General features: G+C 65.4%; 17 protein-coding genes and 1 riboswitch. Of the genes, 4 read left to right on the top strand and 13 right to left on the bottom strand.

Translation table 11 applies throughout. From position 1 onward, the window contains the following. Positions 1-5: 5 nt before the first annotated feature. The 8 genes from B0E41_RS15840 to B0E41_RS15805 form a co-directional block, all read right to left on the bottom strand. The gene (locus B0E41_RS15840; protein ID WP_077332125.1) at positions 6-2,114 is read right to left on the bottom strand and encodes a 3-hydroxyacyl-CoA dehydrogenase NAD-binding domain-containing protein; all 2,109 of its coding nucleotides are present in this window, start codon (positions 2,112-2,114) and stop codon (positions 6-8) included. A gap of 111 nt (positions 2,115-2,225) precedes the next feature. Further along, the gene (locus B0E41_RS15835) at positions 2,226-2,921 is read right to left on the bottom strand and encodes an ABC transporter ATP-binding protein (protein WP_077332124.1); all 696 of its coding nucleotides are present in this window, start codon (positions 2,919-2,921) and stop codon (positions 2,226-2,228) included. Between the two features lie 12 nt (positions 2,922-2,933). Further along, a complete protein-coding gene (locus tag B0E41_RS15830; RefSeq protein ID WP_077332148.1) occupies positions 2,934-3,719 on the bottom strand; it encodes an ABC transporter ATP-binding protein in 786 nt (261 codons plus the stop codon). 50 nt (positions 3,720-3,769) lie between these two features. Continuing rightward, positions 3,770-5,062: a branched-chain amino acid ABC transporter permease gene (locus B0E41_RS15825; protein WP_077332123.1), complete on the bottom strand. Its 1,293-nt coding sequence runs from the start codon at positions 5,060-5,062 to the stop codon at positions 3,770-3,772. Positions 5,063-5,068: 6 nt separating this feature from the next. Continuing rightward, the gene (locus tag B0E41_RS15820) at positions 5,069-6,091 is read right to left on the bottom strand and encodes a branched-chain amino acid ABC transporter permease (RefSeq protein ID WP_077332122.1); all 1,023 of its coding nucleotides are present in this window, start codon (positions 6,089-6,091) and stop codon (positions 5,069-5,071) included. Between the two features lie 232 nt (positions 6,092-6,323). Further along, complete coding sequence (locus B0E41_RS15815; RefSeq protein WP_077332121.1) at positions 6,324-7,556, bottom strand: branched-chain amino acid ABC transporter substrate-binding protein; 1,233 nt, start codon at positions 7,554-7,556, stop codon at positions 6,324-6,326. Positions 7,557-7,689: 133 nt separating this feature from the next. After that, positions 7,690-8,919 (bottom strand): ABC transporter substrate-binding protein, encoded by a 1,230-nt coding sequence (locus tag B0E41_RS15810; protein WP_077332120.1) that lies wholly within the window; start codon positions 8,917-8,919, stop codon positions 7,690-7,692. A 149-nt stretch (positions 8,920-9,068) separates the two neighbouring features. Next, positions 9,069-10,712: a 3-(methylthio)propionyl-CoA ligase gene (locus tag B0E41_RS15805; protein ID WP_077332119.1), complete on the bottom strand. Its 1,644-nt coding sequence runs from the start codon at positions 10,710-10,712 to the stop codon at positions 9,069-9,071. 200 nt (positions 10,713-10,912) lie between these two features. Here B0E41_RS15805 and msrB point away from each other — a divergent pair, with 200 nt between their 5' ends. From msrB to B0E41_RS15790, 3 genes are read left to right on the top strand one after another with little or no spacing between them, the layout of a single operon-like run. Next, positions 10,913-11,323, top strand: coding sequence for a peptide-methionine (R)-S-oxide reductase MsrB (msrB, locus tag B0E41_RS15800; protein ID WP_077332118.1), 411 nt, complete (start codon positions 10,913-10,915; stop codon positions 11,321-11,323). An 18-nt stretch (positions 11,324-11,341) separates the two neighbouring features. Beyond that, a complete protein-coding gene (gene cysK, locus B0E41_RS15795; RefSeq protein ID WP_077332117.1) occupies positions 11,342-12,262 on the top strand; it encodes a cysteine synthase A in 921 nt (306 codons plus the stop codon). Between the two features lie 16 nt (positions 12,263-12,278). After that, entirely contained in the window at positions 12,279-12,491 is a 213-nt protein-coding gene (locus B0E41_RS15790; RefSeq protein ID WP_077332116.1) for a SlyX family protein, read from the top strand. A gap of 22 nt (positions 12,492-12,513) precedes the next feature. Here B0E41_RS15790 and B0E41_RS15785 read toward each other — a convergent pair whose 3' ends face one another. The 5 genes from B0E41_RS15785 to B0E41_RS15765 form a co-directional block, all read right to left on the bottom strand. Beyond that, positions 12,514-13,242, bottom strand: coding sequence for an ABC transporter ATP-binding protein (locus B0E41_RS15785; protein ID WP_077332115.1), 729 nt, complete (start codon positions 13,240-13,242; stop codon positions 12,514-12,516). 3 nt (positions 13,243-13,245) lie between these two features. Continuing rightward, entirely contained in the window at positions 13,246-14,049 is an 804-nt protein-coding gene (locus B0E41_RS15780; RefSeq protein WP_077332114.1) for an ABC transporter permease, read from the bottom strand. 183 nt (positions 14,050-14,232) lie between these two features. Beyond that, positions 14,233-14,811: a TMEM165/GDT1 family protein gene (locus B0E41_RS15775; RefSeq protein WP_077332113.1), complete on the bottom strand. Its 579-nt coding sequence runs from the start codon at positions 14,809-14,811 to the stop codon at positions 14,233-14,235. Positions 14,812-14,816: 5 nt separating this feature from the next. Next, positions 14,817-14,994, bottom strand: a riboswitch (yybP-ykoY riboswitch). After that, complete coding sequence (locus B0E41_RS15770) at positions 14,958-15,707, bottom strand: hypothetical protein (RefSeq protein WP_143433863.1); 750 nt, start codon at positions 15,705-15,707, stop codon at positions 14,958-14,960. It overlaps the preceding riboswitch by 37 nt. Before the next feature lie 43 nt (positions 15,708-15,750). Then, complete coding sequence (locus B0E41_RS15765) at positions 15,751-16,584, bottom strand: hypothetical protein (RefSeq protein WP_077332111.1); 834 nt, start codon at positions 16,582-16,584, stop codon at positions 15,751-15,753. Between the two features lie 115 nt (positions 16,585-16,699). Here B0E41_RS15765 and B0E41_RS15760 point away from each other — a divergent pair, with 115 nt between their 5' ends. After that, a complete protein-coding gene (locus B0E41_RS15760) occupies positions 16,700-18,979 on the top strand; it encodes an ATP-dependent DNA helicase (RefSeq protein WP_077332147.1) in 2,280 nt (759 codons plus the stop codon). The last annotated feature ends 15 nt before the right edge of the window (positions 18,980-18,994 follow it).

Genomic DNA, 18,994 nt, shown 5'->3' with positions numbered 1-18,994 from the left:
GGTCATCAGAAGGTTTTGCCTTCGGCGGCAAGGCGGGCCAGCAGGGGAGCCGGCTCCCAGAACTTCGCGTCGTCCAGCGGGTTCTTGGCAAAGCGCTTCATGGCTTGCACCACGTTGAACAGACCGACCTCGTTGGCGTAGTTCAGCGGGCCGCCGCGGTAGACCGGGAAACCGTAGCCGAAGATGTAGACCACGTCGATGTCGCTGGCCTTGTTGGCAATGCCTTCTTCGAGGATGTGCGCGGCTTCGTTCACGAGAGAGAACACCAGGCGCTGCACGATCTCTTCGTCCGAAATCTTGCGCGGCGTGATGCCCACGGCGGCGCGGTGGTCTTCGATCATCTTCACCACTTCGGCGTTCGGGATCGCGTCGCGCTTGCCCGGCACGTAGTCGTACCAGCCGGCGCCGGTCTTCTGGCCGAAGCGGCCTTTCTCGCACAGCAGGTCGGCGGTCTTGCTGTACTTCATGTCCGGCTTTTCTTCGTAGCGGCGCTTGCGGATCGCCCAGCCAATGTCATTGCCAGCCAGGTCGCCCATGCGGAACGGGCCCATGGCCATGCCGAACTTCTCCATCGCCTTGTCGACCTGCTCGGGCGTGCAGCCTTCGTCCAGCAGGAAGCCGCCCTGGCGGCCGTACTGTTCGATCATTCGGTTGCCGATGAAGCCGTCGCACACGCCGGACACCACCGCCGTCTTCTTGATCTTCTTAGACACGGCCATCACCGTGGCCAGGACATCCTTGGCAGTGGCTTCGCCGCGCACCACTTCCAGCAGCTTCATCACGTTGGCGGGGCTGAAGAAGTGCATGCCCACCACGTCCTGCGGGCGCTTGGTGAAGTTGGCGATCTTGTTGACGTCCAGCGTCGAGGTGTTGGAGGCCAGGATGGCACCGGGCTTCATCACGCGGTCGAGTTCCTTGAACACCGCTTCCTTGACGCCGATCTCTTCGAACACGGCTTCGATCACCAGATCGGCCGAGCCGATCTCGTCGTAGCTCAGCGTGGTGGAGAGCAGGCTCATGCGCTGCTCGTACTTGTCTTGCTTGAGCTTGCCCTTCTTGACCTGGGCTTCGTAGTTCTTGCGGATGGTGGCCACGCCACGGTCCAGCGCGTCCTGCTTCATCTCCAGCATCTTCACCGGGATGCCGGCGTTGAGATAGTTCATGGAAATGCCGCCGCCCATGGTGCCGGCACCGATCACGGCCACCGACTCGATGTTGCGCTTGGCCGTGTCTTCCGGCACGTCCGGGATCTTGCTGGCGGCGCGCTCGGCCGTGAACAAATGGCGCAGCGACTTGCACTCGGGCGTCCACATCAGGTTGATGAAGATCTCGCGCTCGAAGAGCATGCCGTCGTTGAATTTCTTCTTGGTCGCGGCTTCCACGGCGTCCACGCACTTGGCGGGCGCAGGGAAGTTCTTGGCCATGCCTTTGACCATGTTGCGGGCGAACTGGAAGTAGGCGTCGCCGTCCTTGTGTTTGCAGGGCAGGTTGCGCACCAGCGGGAAGGCGGAGCCATCGGCGTGTTTGGCGGCCATCTCGCGGGCAAAGGCCAAGGCCTCTTCGGCCAGCGATTCGGCGGATGCCGACAGCTTGTCGAACAGCTTCTGGCCGGGCAACTGGGCCAGCATCTCGCTCTTGACCGGTTCGCCACTGACGATCATGTTCAGCGCGGCTTCGACGCCCAGCACGCGCGGCAGGCGCTGCGTGCCACCGGCGCCGGGGATCAGGCCCAGCTTCACCTCGGGCAAGGCCACATTGCAACCCGGCGCGGCTAGCCGATAGTGCGCGCCCAGCGCCAGCTCCAGGCCACCGCCCATGCACACGCTGTGCACGGCCGCGATCACCGGCTTGGTGGTGTTTTCGACGCGAATGATGACGGAGAGCAGGTTGGGTTCCTGGATCGCCTTGGGCGAGCCGAACTCGCGGATGTCGGCGCCGCCCGAGAAGGCTTTGCCGGCGCCGGTCAGCACGATGGCCTTGACCATGGCGTCGTTTTCGGCCTTTTCCAGCCCCTCGACGATGGCCTGGCGGGTGGACAGGCCCAGGCCGTTGACCGGCGGGTTGTTCAGCGTGATGACGGCGACGTCGCCGTGGACCTGGTACTCAGCGGTCATGGAGTCTCCTCTGTGTGGATCGGGAAAGGGTCACGTCAAAAAAAGAACGGTCGTGCGATTTTAGGGAATTTGTGCGGTGCGGCAAGGGCCGCTTGTCGCGAGTGGGTCAGGTCAGACCTCCAGCCATTCCTTGCGGGTGTAGGGGTCTGCGCGCAGCGAATCCGGCGTGCCCTGAAACACGATGCTGCCGTGGCCCATCACCAGCGCCCGGTCGGAAATGGCCATGGCGATGGTCAGCTTCTGCTCGATCAGCAGCACCGACACGCCCCGGCTTTTCAGCTTCTGCAGGTACTCGCCCACCAGCGCCACGATCTTGGGCGCGAGGCCCTCGGTGGGCTCGTCGATGATGATCAGGTCGGGGTCGCCCATCAGCGTGCGGCACAGCGTCAGCATTTGCTGCTCGCCGCCCGAGAGCACGCCGGCTTCGGTGTGCTGGCGCTCCTTGAGGCGCGGAAACATGGCGTACATGTCGTTGAAGCTCCAGCGCGCCCCGGTGCCCTTGCCCTTCTGCCCGAGCAGCAGGTTCTGCTCCACGGTCAGCTTGGGGAAGATGTCGCGGTTTTCGGGCACATAGCCGATGCCGAGGTGCGCGATCTCGAACGGCTTCCTGCCCTGGATCGGTTGGCCTTTCCAGGCGATGTCACCATTGCAATCGACCAGGCCCATGATGGCCTTGGCCGTCGTGGAGCGGCCCGAGCCGTTGCGCCCCAGCAGGGCCACGATCTCGCCCTGCCCCACGTCGAACGAAACGCCGTGCAGCACGTGACTCTTGCCGTAGTAGGCGTGGAGGTCCTGGATTTTCAGCATGGGGAACCCTCTTCAATGACCGACCGACGCGGCTTGCTCATCCGCGAGCACGGAGCCCAGGTAAGCCTCCTGCACCTTCGGATTCGCGCGCACCGCCTCGGGCTCGTCGAACGCGATCACCTCGCCATACACCACCACCGCGATCTTGTCGGCCAGCCCAAACACCACGCCCATGTCGTGCTCCACCGTCAGCAGGGTCCTGCCCACGGTCACTTCGCGGATCAGGTCGATGAAGCGGCTGGTTTCGCTCTTGCTCATGCCGGCCGTGGGCTCGTCGAGCAGGATCACGTTGGCGCCGCCGGCGATGGTGATGCCGATCTCCAGCGCGCGCTGCTCGGCGTAGGTCAGGTTCATGGCCAGCGTGTCGTGCTTCTTGTCGAGCCGGATCATGCGCATCAGCTCTTCGGCGCGTTGGTTCGCGTCGTCCATACCCGCCAGAAAACGGAACAGCGTGTATTTGTAGCCCAGGCTCCAGAGCACGCCGCAGCGCAGGTTCTCGAACACGCTGAGCTTGGGGAAAATATTGGTGATCTGGAAGCTGCGAGAGAGACCCAGGCGGTTGATCTCGAACGGCTTCTTGCCGTCGATGCGGTGGCCGTTGAGCAGCACTTCGCCGCTGCTGGGCTCGAAGCGGCCCGAGATCAGGTTGAACAGCGTGGACTTGCCCGCGCCGTTGGGGCCGATGATGGCCACACGCTCGCCGGGGCGCACCGCCAGATCAATGCCGCGAATGATCTCGGTCTTGCCGAAGCGCTTGCGCAGGTCGCGAAGCTCCAAAGCGTAGCCACCGGCGTGCATATGGCTCATGGCCTTGTCGTGCGGCTGCACGGGGTTGGCGGTCGCTGTGCTCATTGCGTCTCCCGGCGCTTGATTTCTTTTTCGATCTCGGTCTGGATCGCGGCCCACTGCACCATGAACTGACGCCGCGTGAGTTCAAAAATGCCCAGCCCGGTGAGCGTGACGAAGGCAGCACCAAACCAGCTGCCCACCTGGCTCGGGTGCAGGGTCATGCCGAGGTATTTCAGGTCATCGCCCATGGCGGCGTCGAGCTTCAGGTGGTAGATCATTTCCACCATGGCGCCCGCACCGAGCAGGATCACCAGCGCCGTCACGGCCAATGCCAGGTACGCCACCCAGACCTCGCGCAGCCTGCCGAAGGAGGCCACGCGCAGGTTCATCATGATCAGGCTGGCGATGCCGCCGGGGGCGTACATCACCATGAACAAAAAGATCAGGCCCAGGTAGAGCAGCCAGGCCTTGGTCAGCTCCGACAGCAGCACCGCGGCCAGCACCATCAACACGCCGCCGATGATGGGACCGAAGAAGAAGGTGGCGCCACCCAGGAAGGTGAACAACAGGTAGCCGCCCGAGCGCGCCGCGCCCACCACCTCGGCCGTGACGATCTCGAAGTTCAGCGCGCCCAGGCCACCCGCGATGCCGGCGAAAAAGCCGGCGATCATGAAGGCGAGGTAGCGCACCTTCTGCGTGTTGTAGCCGATGAACTCCACGCGCTCGGGGTTGTCGCGCACGGCGTTGAGGATGCGGCCCAGTGGCGTGCGCGTGAAGGCAAACATGAGCCCCACGCTGACGAAGGTGTAGACCGCGATCAGGTAATACACCTGCCGCGGCGGGCCGAAGCTGATGCCCATGAAGGCCTCCCCCACCACCCGGTTGCCCGACACGCCGGCCTCGCCGCCGAAGAACTCAGAGAACATCAGCGACATGGCAAACACCAGCTCGGCCATGCCCAGCGTGATCATGGCGAACGGCGTGCCGGCCTTCTTGGTGGTCACGTAGCCGAACAGGATGGCAAAGAACAGCCCCGCCACGCCGCCCACCAGCGGGATCAGGCTGACGGGAATGGGGATCTGGCCATCCGTGGCGGCATTCAGCGCGTGCATCGCCATGTACGAGCCCAGGCCGGTGTACACCGCGTGCCCAAAGCTCAACATCCCGCCTTGCCCGAGCAGGATGTTGTAGGACAGGCAGGCAATGATGGCGATGCCCATCTGCGACAGCATGGTGATGGACAGGTTGCCACTGAACACCAGCGGCGCGCCCAGCAGCACCAGCGCAAACAGCGACCAGACGATCCAGCGGCCGACGTTCCAGGGTTTGAATTCGTAGTGGGTTTTGGACATGTCGGTTCAACCCTCTCTTGTGCCCAAGAGACCTTTGGGCCGGAAGATCAGGATCAGCACCAGGAACAGGTAGGGCAGGATCGGCGCCACCTGTGACAGCGTGAGCTTGAGCACCGAGTTGTCTTTCATGGCATCGCTCAACTGCATGCCCAACTGCTGCGCCACGCTGACGAACGAGTGGTCCAGCCCCACCGCAAAGGTCTGGATCACACCGATCAGCAGCGAGGCCAGGAAGGCCCCCGCAAGCGAGCCCATGCCGCCCACGACCACCACGACGAAGATCACCGAGCCCACGGTGGCCGCCATATTGGGTTCGGTCACGAAGGTACTGCCGCCGATCACGCCCGCCAAGCCCGCCAGGCCGGTGCCGGCGCCGAACACCAGCATCAGCACCCGCGGCACGTTGTGACCCAGGCTCTCCACCATCTCGGGGTGGGTCAGCGCCGCCTGAATGACCAGGCCGATGCGGGTGCGCGTGAGCAGCAGCCACAGCGCCAACAGCATCAGCAGCGCCACCAGCATCATGAAAGCGCGCGTGGCCGGGAACGGGGAGCAGATGGTGCCGGCGGCGCTGCACACGTCGCTGCCCACCGCGCCCCAGAACACCGAGAGCGTGTCCTGCGCGTCGTGCACCAAGGTGAAGGCCGGACCACGCAGCAGCTCGGGCGGCATGAACTCCACCGCGGTGCGGCCCCAGATCAGCTGCACCAGCTCCAGCACGATGTACGAGAGGCCGAAAGTCACGAGCAGCTCGGGCACGTGGCCAAATTTGTGCACTCGGCGCAGGGTCAGGCGCTCAAACAGCGCCCCCAGCGCCCCCACCACCAGGGGCGCGACGATGAGGCCAGGCCAAAAGCCCACCAGCTGCGCCACCGAATAACCGATGTAGGCGCCCAGCATGTAGAAGCTGGCGTGCGCAAAATTGAGCACTCCCATCATGCTGAAGATGAGGGTCAGCCCCGAGCTCAACATGAACAGCAACAAGCCGTAGCTGACGCCGTTGAGCATGGAGATGATGAAGAACTCCATGGATCAGGCCTTTCGAGGGCGATACGGGGGAAAGAAAGAAGTGAGCGAGAAAGCAGAACCGAGTATGGCCTGCCCGCATTCACGAGCACGCCGCTATCCGTGCTCCATGAAGGTCAAACACACCAGCGGAGCGACGTGCATCAGCCCAGAACGCGGCGGAACCGGCTCCGCCGGGCCGCTCGCGTTGCCCCCTGAAGGGGGTGACGCCGCAGGCGGCGCGGGGGTGATTCATCTACCCTGGCCGCTTCATGTCACAACTGGTCGGCGTGCTCGAGATGTAGGACGGGTATTCCTTGATCGGCGCCAGCGTCATGCCGGTGTTTTCCGGGCTGTAGGGGTACTTCTTGTCGGCCTTCTGCCAGACCGTGAGGTACAGCGGCTGCTGCAGCTGGTGGTCGTTCTTGCGCATTTCCACCTCGCCATTGAAGTTCATGACTTTCAGGCCTTCCATCGCCGCAGCCACCTTCACCGGGTCGGTCGACTTGGCCTTGGCCATGGCCGAACCGAGCACGTTGAACGCCGTCGGGATGGCGCCGGTGTACATGTCGTCCTTCACCTTGGCCTTGAATTCGTCGGCCCATTTGCCCATCTGGCCACCCATGTTGTAGTGCTGGTAGGCCACCTGGAACACGCGGCCTTCGCCACCGGTGCCCAGCGCGGTCGGGGTGCCGGTCACACCGGTGTAGTAGGTGTAGAACTTGCCGGTGTAGCCGCCTTCGTTGGCCGCTTTGATCAGCAGCGACAGGTCGGAACCCCAGTTGCCGGTGATCACTGTGTCGGCGCCCGAGGCCTTGATTTTGGCGATGTAGGGCGCGAAGTCGCGCACCTGGGCCAGCGGGTGCAGGTCTTCACCCACCACCTTCACGTCGGGGCGTTTGCGGGCCAGGGTTTCCTTGGCGAACTTCGCCACCTGCTGACCGTGCGAGTAGTTTTGGTTGAGCAGGTAGACGTTCTTGACGTCCTTCTGGTCTTTCATGAACGTCGTCATGGCCTCCATCTTCATGGACGTGTCGGCGTCGAAGCGGAAGTGCCAGTAGCTGCACTTGCTGTTGGTGAAGTCCGGGTCCACGGCGGCGTAATTGAGGAAGATCACTTCCTTGCCGGGGTTGCGTTCGTTGTGCTTGTTGACCGCGTCGATCAGCGCGCCGGCCACCGACGAACCGTTGCCTTGGGTGATGTAGCGCACACCCTGGTCCAGCGCGGCCTTGAAGGCATTGAGGCTCTCGGCCGGGCTGAGCTTGTTGTCGAAGGCCACCATCTCGAACTTCACGCCGGCCGGGTTGGTGGCGCTGAACTTCTCGGCAAAAAACTGCCAGCTGCGCAGCTGGTTCATGCCCACAGGACCCATCAGGCCGGTCTGCGGGTCGATCAGGGCGATCTTGACGGTTTCGCCCTTCTGGGCGTGGGCGCCCATCATGGTCAAAGACAGAGCAGCAACCGCAACAGCTTGAAGGGCAAATTTCACGTGAGGACTCCTTGAGCGGGTAAAACCGTCAGCGTAGCCGCTCTCCTTGTGGTGCCCCTCAGGGATTGCCCCTACCCCCTATCGCACAGGTGACTAAAACGGTCGACCAGCCTCCAGTGTGGCCAACATGGCCTCAGGGGCGCTCCATCTGGCAACCGCTGGGGCGACCGATCTGCGCGGCATTGAGCGCCATCACCGGCGCAAAGGTGTGGCCCGTGGCTTCGGCCGCCAGAGGGAAGCGCGCATCGGTTTTCTGCCAGCGCGACACGTACAACCCGGCCTGCAGCTGGTGATCTGCTGAGCGCAGGGTCACAGGGCCATTGGCGCCCTCGAAAACCATGCCGCTGAGTGTCCGGGCCACGGCCAAGGGCTCGATGGAGCGGGCACGCGCCATCGCGTCACGCAGCATCACCAGGCCATCGTGGCTGGACGACACCACGAAGTCCTCGCCGTGACGCGCGCGGAATGCTGTGGCCACACGCCCGATCTCGCCGCCGGTGTTGGTGTGGATCTGGGCCACCTGGTACACCGGAAAACCGGTCGTGCCCGCTGCCAGCTCGGTCGGCACCCCTTTGAGCGCGGGGTAGTAGGCCAGCAGGGGCAGCGTCGACTGCCGGGCCTGCAAACCGCGCACCAGGTTCACCATGTCGCTCCCCCAGTTGCCCGTCACCAGCGCCTGAGCGCCGGACGCGAGGATGCGGTCGACATGCGGCTTGAAGTCCTGGATGAGAAACGGCGGGTGAAGCTCGTCGCCCACCACCTCGATGGGCAGACGGCTCGCAGCGGCGGCCTCGCGAAAGAAGCGCGAGAACTGCTGCCCATGCGCGTAGTTCTGGTTCAGCAGATACACCTTGCGGATCTCGGGCTGTTGAGCGAGAAACAGCATGAACGCCTGCATCTTCATCGCTGTGTCCGGCTCGATGCGAAAGTGCCAGAAGCTGCACTTTTCGTTGGTCAGCGCGGGGTCCATCGCGGCGTAGTTGATCAGCACCACGGCTTTGTGAGGCAGGCGCTGGTTGTGGCGCGTGATCGCGTCAGACAGCGCGGCCGTCACCCCCGATCCGTTGCCCTGAACGACATAACGGAAGCCTTGATCGATGACCGCCTTCAGCACATTGAGGCTCTCCTGTGGCGAGCCCTTGTTGTCGAAACCGGCGATCAAAAACCGCACGCTGGCGCGATCTTCACCATCGTTCAGGCGCTGGGCAACGAACTGCCAGCTCTTGAGGCTGTTGCGGCCGATGTCGGCGGCCGGGCCTGACAGCGGATCGATGAAGGCGATGCGCACGGTCTGGCCCTGCTGGGCACACAACGCCAGCGGCCACCACAGCGCAGCCAAAAGCACGACACAGAACCGGCTCATGCCTTCAGTTTTCCACGGCGCCGGAGCGCCATCCGCCACGATGGAAACAACGCCAGGCAGAGGCACCGCCGGGCCGGCTTCGCCGGACGGCCAGTGCCGCCCCCCTGAAGGGGGGTGACGCGAAGCGGCGCGGGGGGTGCTTCATCACCTCACAGGCCGGGCAGCACGTAGTCCTTGAGCTGCTGGCGCAGCGTCATTTTCTGCATCTTGCCGGTGGCACCGAGCGGAATCGCGTCGACGAACACCACGTCGTCCGGGATCTGCCATTTGGCGGTCTTGCCTTCGTAGAACGCCAGCAGCGCTTCGCGCGTGAGCTCGGCGCCCGCCTTCTTCACCACCACCACGATCGGGCGCTCGTCCCACTTCGGGTGCTTCATGCCGACGCAGGCCGCCATGGCCACGGCCGGGTGCGCCATGGCGATGTTTTCCACGTCGATGGAGCTGATCCACTCGCCGCCGGACTTGATCACGTCCTTGCTGCGGTCGGTGATCTGCATGAAACCGTCGGCGTCGATGGTGGCCACGTCGCCGGTGGGGAACCAGCCCTTGCCCGTCGCGTCGTAGCGCAGCGGGTCACCGCCCTCGCCCTTGAAATAGCTGGCGATGATCCACGGCCCGCGCACCAGCAGGTCGCCGTAGGCCTTGCCGTCCCAGGGCAGTTCATTGCCCGTTTCGTCAACGATCTTCATGTCCACGCCGTAGACCGCGCGGCCCTGCTTGAGGCGCACCTGGGTCTGCTCTTCGGGCGGCAGCGCGAGCTGCGCGTTCTTCAGCGTGCAGACCGTGCCCAGGGGCGACATCTCGGTCATGCCCCAGGCGTGCAGCACCTCGACGCCGTAGGTGTCGTTGAAGGCGTTGATCATGGCCGGCGGGCAGGCCGAGCCGCCGATCACCGTGCGCTTCAGGGTGCTGAACCGCAGCCCGCCGGCCTGCATGTGGCCCAGCATCATCTGCCACACCGTGGGCACGCCCGCGGCCATGCTCACCTTTTCGGACTCGATCAGTTCGTAGACCGACTTGCCGTCCATCGCCGGGCCGGGGAACACCAGCTTGCAGCCCACGGCCGCGGCGGAGTACGGCAGGCCCCAGGCGTTGACGTGGAACATCGGCACCACCGGCAAGATGCTGTCGCGCGCCGAGCAGCCCAGCGCGTCGGGCAGCGCCGCGCCATAGGCGTGCAGCAGCGTGGAGCGGTGCGAATACAGCGCGGCCTTGGGGTTGCCCGTGGTGCCGCTCGTGTAGCACATGCTCGATGCGCTGTTTTCGTCCAGATCGGGCCAGAGGTATTTTTCCGATTGCGCGCCGATCCAGGCTTCGTAACTCACCAACCCGGGCAGGCCGCTGTCGGCCGGCAGCTTGTCGGCGTCGCACAGCGCCACCCAGTGCTTCACGCCCGGGCACTTGCCGGCCACCGCCTGCACCAGCGGCAGGAAGGTCATGTCGAAACAGACCGCGCGGTCGTCGGCGTGGTTGACGATCCAGGCCAGCTGTTCGGGGTGCAAGCGCGGGTTGAGCGTGTGCAGCACGCGGCCGGTGCCGCTGACGCCAAAGTACAGCTCCAGGTGGCGGTAGCCGTTCCAGGCCAGCGTGGCCACTCGGTCACCGGAGGCGAGGTGCAGGCTGTCGAGGGCGTTGGCCACCTGGCGCGCGCGGCGGGCGATCTGGCCCCAATTGCTGCGGTGGATGTCGCCTTCGACGCGGCGCGAGACGATCTCGGTGCTGCTGTGGTGGCGCTCGGCGTGGGTGATGAGCGACGAGATCAGCAACGGTTGGCTTTGCATCTGTCCCAGCATGACGGGGTCTCCTTGGATCGGGTTTCAGTAAAAACGAACGGTCGTGCACAAATTCACCCAGCATCATGCCTCAACTGACAGCGCCCCTCATAGCGGGTTGCTCCCGATAGCCGACCCTTCAAGGGGTACAAGTCATCCAGGGGACAATGTCCCACCGCCCTGCATGTTGCAACGCCCACACGGGCCTTCCGGAGATGCCCATGAGCACATTCCCTGTCCAGAAAACCGATGCCGAATGGCGCGCCCTGCTCACCGAGAAAGGCGCCGAACCGGCGGCCTTCGAGGTCACGCGCAAGGCCCACACCGAACGCCCGTTCACCGGCAAATACGAGACCGTCTGGGCCGACGGCAGCTACCACTGCGTGTGCTGCGGCAACACGCTGTTCGACGCCAGCACCAAGTTCGACGCCGGCTGCGGCTGGCCCAGTTTTTCGCAGGCGGTCCCGGGCGCCATCACCGAAATCACCGACCGCAGCCACGGCATGGCGCGCGTGGAAACCGTGTGCAGCCAGTGCGGCGCGCACCTGGGCCACGTGTTCGAAGACGGCCCCACCTCCACCGGCCTGCGCTACTGCATGAACTCGGCCTCCCTCGACCTGCAACCCAAATAACCCCCAAAGGAACCCACCATGAAAGCCCAGAACATCCTCCAGACCATCGGCCAGACGCCCCACATCCGCATCAACCGGTTGTTTGCCGGCGCCACGCAGCAGGTGTGGATCAAGTCGGAGCGCAGCAACCCCGGTGGTTCGATCAAGGACCGCATCGCCCTGGCCATGGTCGAAGACGCGGAAGCCTCCGGCGCGTTGAAGCCGGGTGGCACCATCGTCGAACCCACCTCCGGCAACACCGGCATCGGCCTGGCCATGGTGGCCGCCGTCAAGGGCTACAAGCTGGTGCTGGTGATGCCCGACAGCATGTCCGTCGAGCGCCGCCGCCTGATGCTGGCCTACGGCGCCAGCTTCGACCTGACGCCGCGCGAGAAGGGCATGAAGGGCTCGATTGCACGCGCTCAGGAGATCGTGGCGAGCACACCCGGCGCCTGGATGCCCATGCAGTTCGACAACCCGGCCAACACCGAGGTGCACGCCCGGACCACCGCGCAGGAAATTCTGGCCGACTTCCCCGACGGCATCGACGTGCTGATCACCGGCGTGGGCACCGGCGGCCACCTCAGCGGCTGCGCCCGCGTGCTCAAGGCCCGCTGGCCTCAGCTCAAGGTCTACGCCGTGGAACCCGCCGCCTCGCCGGTGATCTCTGGCGGCAGCCCGGCACCGCACCCGATCCAGGGCATCGGTGCGGGCTTCATCCCGGGCAACCTCGACACCGCGCTGCTCGACGGCGTGATTCAGGTCGACGCTGAGCCCGCGCGCGAGATGGCGCGGCGCTGCGCCAGCGAAGAAGGCATGCTGGTCGGCATCTCCTCCGGCGCCACGCTGGCGGCGATTGCGCAGAAGCTGCCCGATCTGGCGGCCGACGCCGTGGTGCTCGGCTTCAACTACGACACCGGTGAGCGCTACCTCTCGGTCGAAGGCTTCCTGCCCGCCTGAACGCGCGAAACGCCCCATGACCGACCGCACCGACGAGCGCCTCATGCAACTTGAGATCAAGCAGAGCTACACCGAGGACCTGCTCGACACACTCAACGACATGGTGGTGAAGCAGCAGGACCAGATCGACCTGCTGCTGCGCGAGCTGGTGCAGCTGCGCCGGCAGGCGAGCGACGACGGGATGCCCCGCCAGAGCTCGCTGCGCGACGAGTTGCCGCCGCACTACTGACATCCGGGATCGGCGGGCGGGCCTACGCCGTCACCGCTTCGCTGCGCTCGATCTCGCGCACGGTGCCGTGTTCCAGCCGGAAGAAGCGGTTGCAATAGCGCTCCACCAGCTCGTTGTTGTGGGTCGCGAAGACAAAAATGCCCACGCTCTGCAGCAGCGCTTCCATGCGTTTTTTCGCGTTGATCTGGAACTCGGCATCGCCCATGCCGAAGATCTCGTCCACCAGCAGGATGTCGGGCTGCACGGTGGTGGCCACCGCGAACATGAGCCGGGTCGACATGCCCGACGAGTAGGTGCGCACCGGCAGCTCCAGGAACTCGCCCAGCTGGCAGAAATCTTCGATGTCGGCGGTGTGCGCCTCAATCTCTTTCAGGCTCATGCCGAGCAACACCCCCATTCGGGTGATGTTCTCGTAGCCCGACAGCTCACCGTCGATGCCCGCACCCAGTTCCAGCATGGTCGACACCCGGCCTTCGCGCACGATGGTGCCCGAAATGGGGGTGTAGACCCCGGCCAGGGTACGCAGCATGGTGCTCTTGCCCGCGCCGTTGTGACCGATCAGCGCCACGGCGTCGCCGTTTTTCAGCTCGAACGACACGTCTTTGAGCGCGGTCACCACATTGACCTGGCCGGCTTCGCTCTCGATGCGCCCGCCCGTGCTGACCCGCACCAGGTGGTTGCGCAATGAAAAGCTCCGGCTGTTGTACACCGGGTACTGCACCGTCACATTCGACAGGGAAAGGCGTGCCATGAATCAGATCCAGAACGCGATGCGATCGCGCTTTTTGTTGAACAGCCAGAACGCCAGCAGCGAACCGCCCAGCAACAGGGCCAGGTTGACCCAGATGACGAAGAGCGGCGGGGCATGCCCCAGCATGGGCGAGCGCACCAGCTCGATGCCGTGAGACAGCGGGTTGAACCAGAGGATGCGCTCGCTGAACGGCAGGTAGTTGGGCCGGTAAAACACCGGGCTGATGAACATCAACAAGGGCAGCACCGCGCCGACGATGTGCTCCAGGTCACGGAACCGCGCGCCCAGCACGCTGATCACCACGCAGATCCAGTACAGGTTGGCGATGAGCAACGCCAGTGCCGGCAGCAACAGCAGACTGGCCCAAGACACGGGCACTCCATACACCAGCGCGACGATGAGAAAAATGGGCAGGTTGTGCAGCAGGTTCACCACGTGCCGCAGCAACAGCTGCGGTGGGTAGATGCTCAGCGGCAGGCTCAGGTTGCGGATGATGGACGCCTGGCGCACATAGACCGTGGTCGACTCGCTCAGCACCCCGGCAATGAACTGCCAGAGGATCAGGCCGCCCGTCAGCGTCGGCACGAACTGCGCTGCCGGCACATTCATCAACTCGCTCCAGAGCAGCCCCAGGCCCATGGACCCGATGGCCGTGCCCAGCGTGAGCCACAAAGGCCCCAGCACGCTGCGCTTGTAGCGTGCGCGCACGTCGCTCAGGGCCATGAAACTGATGATGGGCCAGCACTTCAGGCCGGCCGTGAAATCGAGGATCGCGGGCGATTGCCGCCACCCCTTGCTAGCACTCATGAAAACACCTCATTCTGGTCAACGGTCCCGGCGCATGTGCGCGCTCACGTGGGGTCGCGCCAACGTCCAGCGCTCTGGAAATGCGCTCAGCAACCGGGGCATCTTTTATCCACGTGCCCGACCGGTCAGGATCCCCTGAAGAGGCTATCACAGGCCCGCTGGACCAATGGGGTGGCAAAAGCATCAGATGCCCAGGCTCGCGCCAGCCCCGAGCAGGGTCGCCACACCCAGCACCGCGAAGATTGCTGCGGCGATGCCGTGCACCAGCTTCATCGGGATCTTGTTCGCCAGCCGGTCGCCGACAAACACCGCCGGCACGTCGGCGATCAGCATGCCCAGTGTGGTCCCGATCACAACCAGCACCGGCGTGGCGTAGTGCGCCGCCATCGCGATGGTGGCGATCTGGGTCTTGTCGCCCATCTCGGCCAGAAAGAAGGTGATCAGCGTGGCGCCGAACACGCCCAGTTTGTGCGCCACCTTCGATTCTTCCTCCTCGATCTTGTCGGGGATCAGGGTCCAGATCGCCATGCCGATGAACGAGGCGCCGAGCACCCAGCGCAATATCTCGGGACTGACCTGCGCCGTGATCCAGGCACCCAGCGCACCGGCCAGACCGTGGTTCACGATGGTGGCGAGCAGGATGCCCGCGATGATGGGCAAGGGTTTTTTGAAGCGGGCGGCCAGGATGAAGGCCAGCAATTGCGTCTTGTCGCCGATTTCGGCCAGGGCAACGACACCGGTGGAAACGAGCAGGGATTCCATGGGGGATTTCCATTGGGCCGGTACAAGGACGATTGACCACAACACACCCCCGGCCGCATGCGGGGCGTTGTGGTCAAAGGTCTTGCCAGGTTCGGGAACTGTGTGCGCCATGGTCCGAGGGACCAAGTGTGTTGACGCAAACCTCTTCAGGGTGAAGAGCGGCTACTCCCCAATGACTGCGCGATTGTAGTGGGTGGTCCGGCCCGCTCCCGCCAGCCGACCCGAATGTCCGGGACGAATTCGGCCAGGTAGCGGCACAGTGCGTTCATGAAAAAGATCATGCCCGCCATCTCCAGAGCCTCCTCCAGGTCGCTCATGAGGTGCACGGCCAAGTTCACGGCGCCATGGGCCTCCAGGTACCGACCGGCCAACATCTCCATGCCCAGGCAGCCACCGAGAAACAGCATGGCCGACACGAGGAAACGAATTCGGTGGGCCAGCGGCAAGCGCCAGAGAAAACCGGTCAAAGTGATGCCCACCATCAGCGTGATCAGCAAACCAGGCACCACCCAGGCGAAATAGAACAGACCGAACTGGTCACCGCCCAGCATCTGGCGCATGGGGTGCACCCAGTTTTCGTGCACATGAAAGCCTTCATCGAAAGCCAGGTATAGAAACCCCACCACCAACACCTTCCAGCACCAAGCGTCACGCTGTCCATGGCGAAACCGCGCAATCAGACTCAGCAACACCACGTTGCCGAGAATGAGCAGCAGGCTGAAATAGGTCGGCAGGTTCTGCTCAATGCCGACATCGGTCATGCGCGCGACCTGCCAGACGTCAGTCCAGCCCCACACAAAATGACCCACCTGCCCGAGCACGCTGGCACCCAGGAAGACGGCGGCCACGGCGCTCAGCCCCCAGGTCAACTTGCGAATGGTTATCGTTAGCTCCATGTCGCCAAATGTAACTCGGCGAAAAGTCCACCCGAGGGGTGGTTCAGGGCGCATCTCGCAGCATGACCTGCGCGGCCTCGTCCTCCCGCCAGGCCGGCCCCGCCTTGGCCAGCGCCATCCAGACATGAAACGGCAGGCGCTCCATCGCGCGGCGCGGCGCCTCGCGCGCCACCTTGAGCACGCCCTCTTCCATCAGCATCACACCGCACTCGGCCGGAATCTCGTCGGGCGCGCCAATGGGCCGACCTTTGGCGTCCTGCCCCAGCACGTACCAGCAGGCGCCGGCCATGCCCAGGTAGGCCGCCCGTTTAGCCGGTTTTTTGAGGTCGCCCAGCAGGTCGGCGCGGTTCACCTTGATCTCGTGCACCACCGGTTGCAGGTAGGCCTCGACCGAGCTGTGGCGGATCGAGAACACATCGGGGCAGGCCATGCACCAGGCGTGGTCTGCGGCCACCGCAGCTTCGCTCAGCTCGTCCCACAGCGGGTGAATGCGGGCCGTCGGCTCGGCGACCCCCATCGCGGCATCGAGCTCGCCGATCAACAAGGCCCGGGGCAATGCCACCCGCAAGGCCAGACCGCGCCAGGCCAGGCGCCCGGCCCGCCCCATGGCAGTGGCCACCTGCTCGACCAGCGCCTCGTGCGGCGAGCGAGCTGCCTTGTTGCTGGCAAACACCTGGGCCAGCCGCGCGATGCCCGCGTCGGTGACCCGCAAGGTCTCGTGCACGCCGCCGGAAATCCGCCGTTCCACCAGCCCGGCCGCCAGCAGCTCGACCTCGATCAGGTCCTGGCAAGGCCAGCCCGCCGAGCGGTAGATCTCGCGCAGGCGGCGGTGGTGGAGGCGGCTCCAGGCGGTGGGGTTAACAACAGGCTCAGACATAAAGACTGACTGTATATCCAGTAACATGCCTGTCAACCCAGGCCCGGCGTGAGGGCCGTGCAGGACCCGCTTGAACACGCCCACCCTCCCACTGCCCGACACACCCACCACCGATCTGCCCATCGCCGTGGCGGTGCGCACGCTGTGCCACTTCACGGCACGCAGCGGCGACCTCGACCTGCGATTCACGCCCTCGCCCAGCGGGGTCGAGGGCATCGCCGGTCACCAGAGCGTGACCGCGCGGCGCGGCCCGGGCTACCAGCGCGAGCTGCCGTTGAGCGCCCGCTTCGGCGGCCTGACCGTGCAGGGCCGCGCCGACGGTTTCGACACCGCCGCCCTGCGGCTCGAAGAAATCAAGACCCACCGTGGCGACGCGGGCCGCATTCCCGCCAACCAGCAGGCCCTTCACTGGGCGCAGGCCCAGGTCTACGGTTGGATGCTCTGCGAGCAGCTCTCGCTGCCCAGCATCGAGCTCGCGCTGGTGTACTTCAACATCGACAGCGCCGAAGAAACCCTGCTCACGCGCCGCTGCGATGCCGCCACATTGCAGGCCTTCTTTGCCGACCTCTGCACCCGCTACATGGCCTGGGCGCGCAGCGAGCAGGCGCACCGCCGCGCGCGCGATGCAGCGCTCGCTGAGCTTCGCTTTCCTTTTGCCGCGTTCCGCACCGGGCAGCGTGACATGGCCGCCGGGGTCTACCGCGCCCACACCAGCGGCCGGCACCTGCTGGCACAGGCGCCCACCGGCATCGGCAAGACCATGGCCTCGCTGTTCGGCTCCCTGCGCGCCGCGCCCGCGCAAGGCACGGACAAGCTGTTCTACCTGACGGCCAAGACCACCGGCCGCCAGCTCGCGCTGGACGCGCTGCAGCACTTGGGCGCGCCCGTGGCGATGCCGCTGCGGGTGCTGGAGCGCGTGGCCCGCGACAAGGCCTGCGAGCACCCCGACAAGGCCTGTCATGGCGACGCCTGCCCGCTGGCGCGGGGCTTCTACGACCGCCTGCCGGCCGCCCGCGAAGCCGCCGCCCGCGCGAGCTGGCTCGACCAGGCCGCGTTGCGCGACACCGCGCTGGCACATGGCATCTGCCCCTACTACCTTGGCCAGGAGATGCAGCGCTGGTGCGACGTGATGGTGGGCGACTACAACCACTTCTTCGACATCGGCGCGCACTGGCACGCGCTCACGCAGGAACACGCCTGGCGCGCCACACTGCTGGTCGACGAGGCCCACAACCTGATCGACCGCGCGCGCCAGATGCACAGCGCTGCGCTCGACGCCGCTGCCTTTCAGCGCCTGCGCCGTGACGCGCCGCCCCACCTGAAAAAACCGATGGACGCGCTGCAGCGGCGTTGGAGCGCCCTGGCCCGCGACCACGCGGGCGAGCACGCGCTGCTCGACGACGTGCCAGGGGAATGGCTCGCCGCGCTGCAGACCACTTGCGCGGCGCTCACCGAACACATGGCCCTGCACCCGACCGAGGCGCCCGACAGCCCGCTGCAGCGCTGGACCTTCGACGCGCTGCACTTCTTGCGCGTGGCCGAGACCTTTGGCGACCACTCGCTGTGCGACCTCACCCGCGGCACCGCGCCGCAGATCGGCCGTGGCCGCCCGCTGCCGACCGTCAACATCCGCAACCTCGTGCCCGGGCCGCTGCTCGCCGACCGCTGGAAAGCGGCGCACAGCGCCACCCTGTTTTCCGCCACGCTCACGCCCATGGACCACGTGACCGACATGCTGGGCCTGCCCGAGACCACCGCGCGGATCGACCTGCCCTCGCCCTTTGCGGCTGAGCAGCTCGACGTGCGCATCGCGCCCTGGATCTCGACCCGCTACAACGACCGCAGCGCCTCGCTCGACGCCCTGGTGCGGGTGATCGCCACGCAATACACCGAGCGACCGGGCAACTACCTGGCCTTCTTCAGCAGCTTCGACTACCTGCAACAGGCGCTGGACCGATTGACGACCCGCCAGCCCGGCATGCCGGTGTGGTCGCAGTCACGCGGCATGGGTGAACCCGAACGCAACGCCTTCATCGCACGCTTTGTCGACGGCGGACAAGGCATCGGGTTCGCGGTGCTGGGCGGGGCGTTTGGCGAAGGCATCGACCTGCCCGGCGAGCGGCTGGTGGGCGCCTTCATCGCCACGCTGGGCATGCCGCAGGTCAACGCGGTGAACGAGCAGATGCGCGCCCGGCTGCAGGCACGCAGCGGGCACGGCTACGACGACACCTACCTGTTCCCCGGCCTGATGAAGGTGGTGCAGGCCGCCGGGCGCGTGATCCGCAGCGAGCAGGACCGGGGCAGCCTCTGGCTGCTGGACGACCGCTTCGCGCGCGGCGAGGTGCGCCGCCTGCTGCCGACGTGGTGGCGGGTGACGCTGGCGCCACCGCCCTGAAACGACCGGTCAACA

Origin of the sequence: Hydrogenophaga sp. A37 (assembly GCF_002001205.1) — a bacterium.
GTDB lineage: Bacteria > Pseudomonadota > Gammaproteobacteria > Burkholderiales > Burkholderiaceae_C > Hydrogenophaga.
This window is presented reverse-complemented; position numbering and strand designations above follow the sequence as displayed.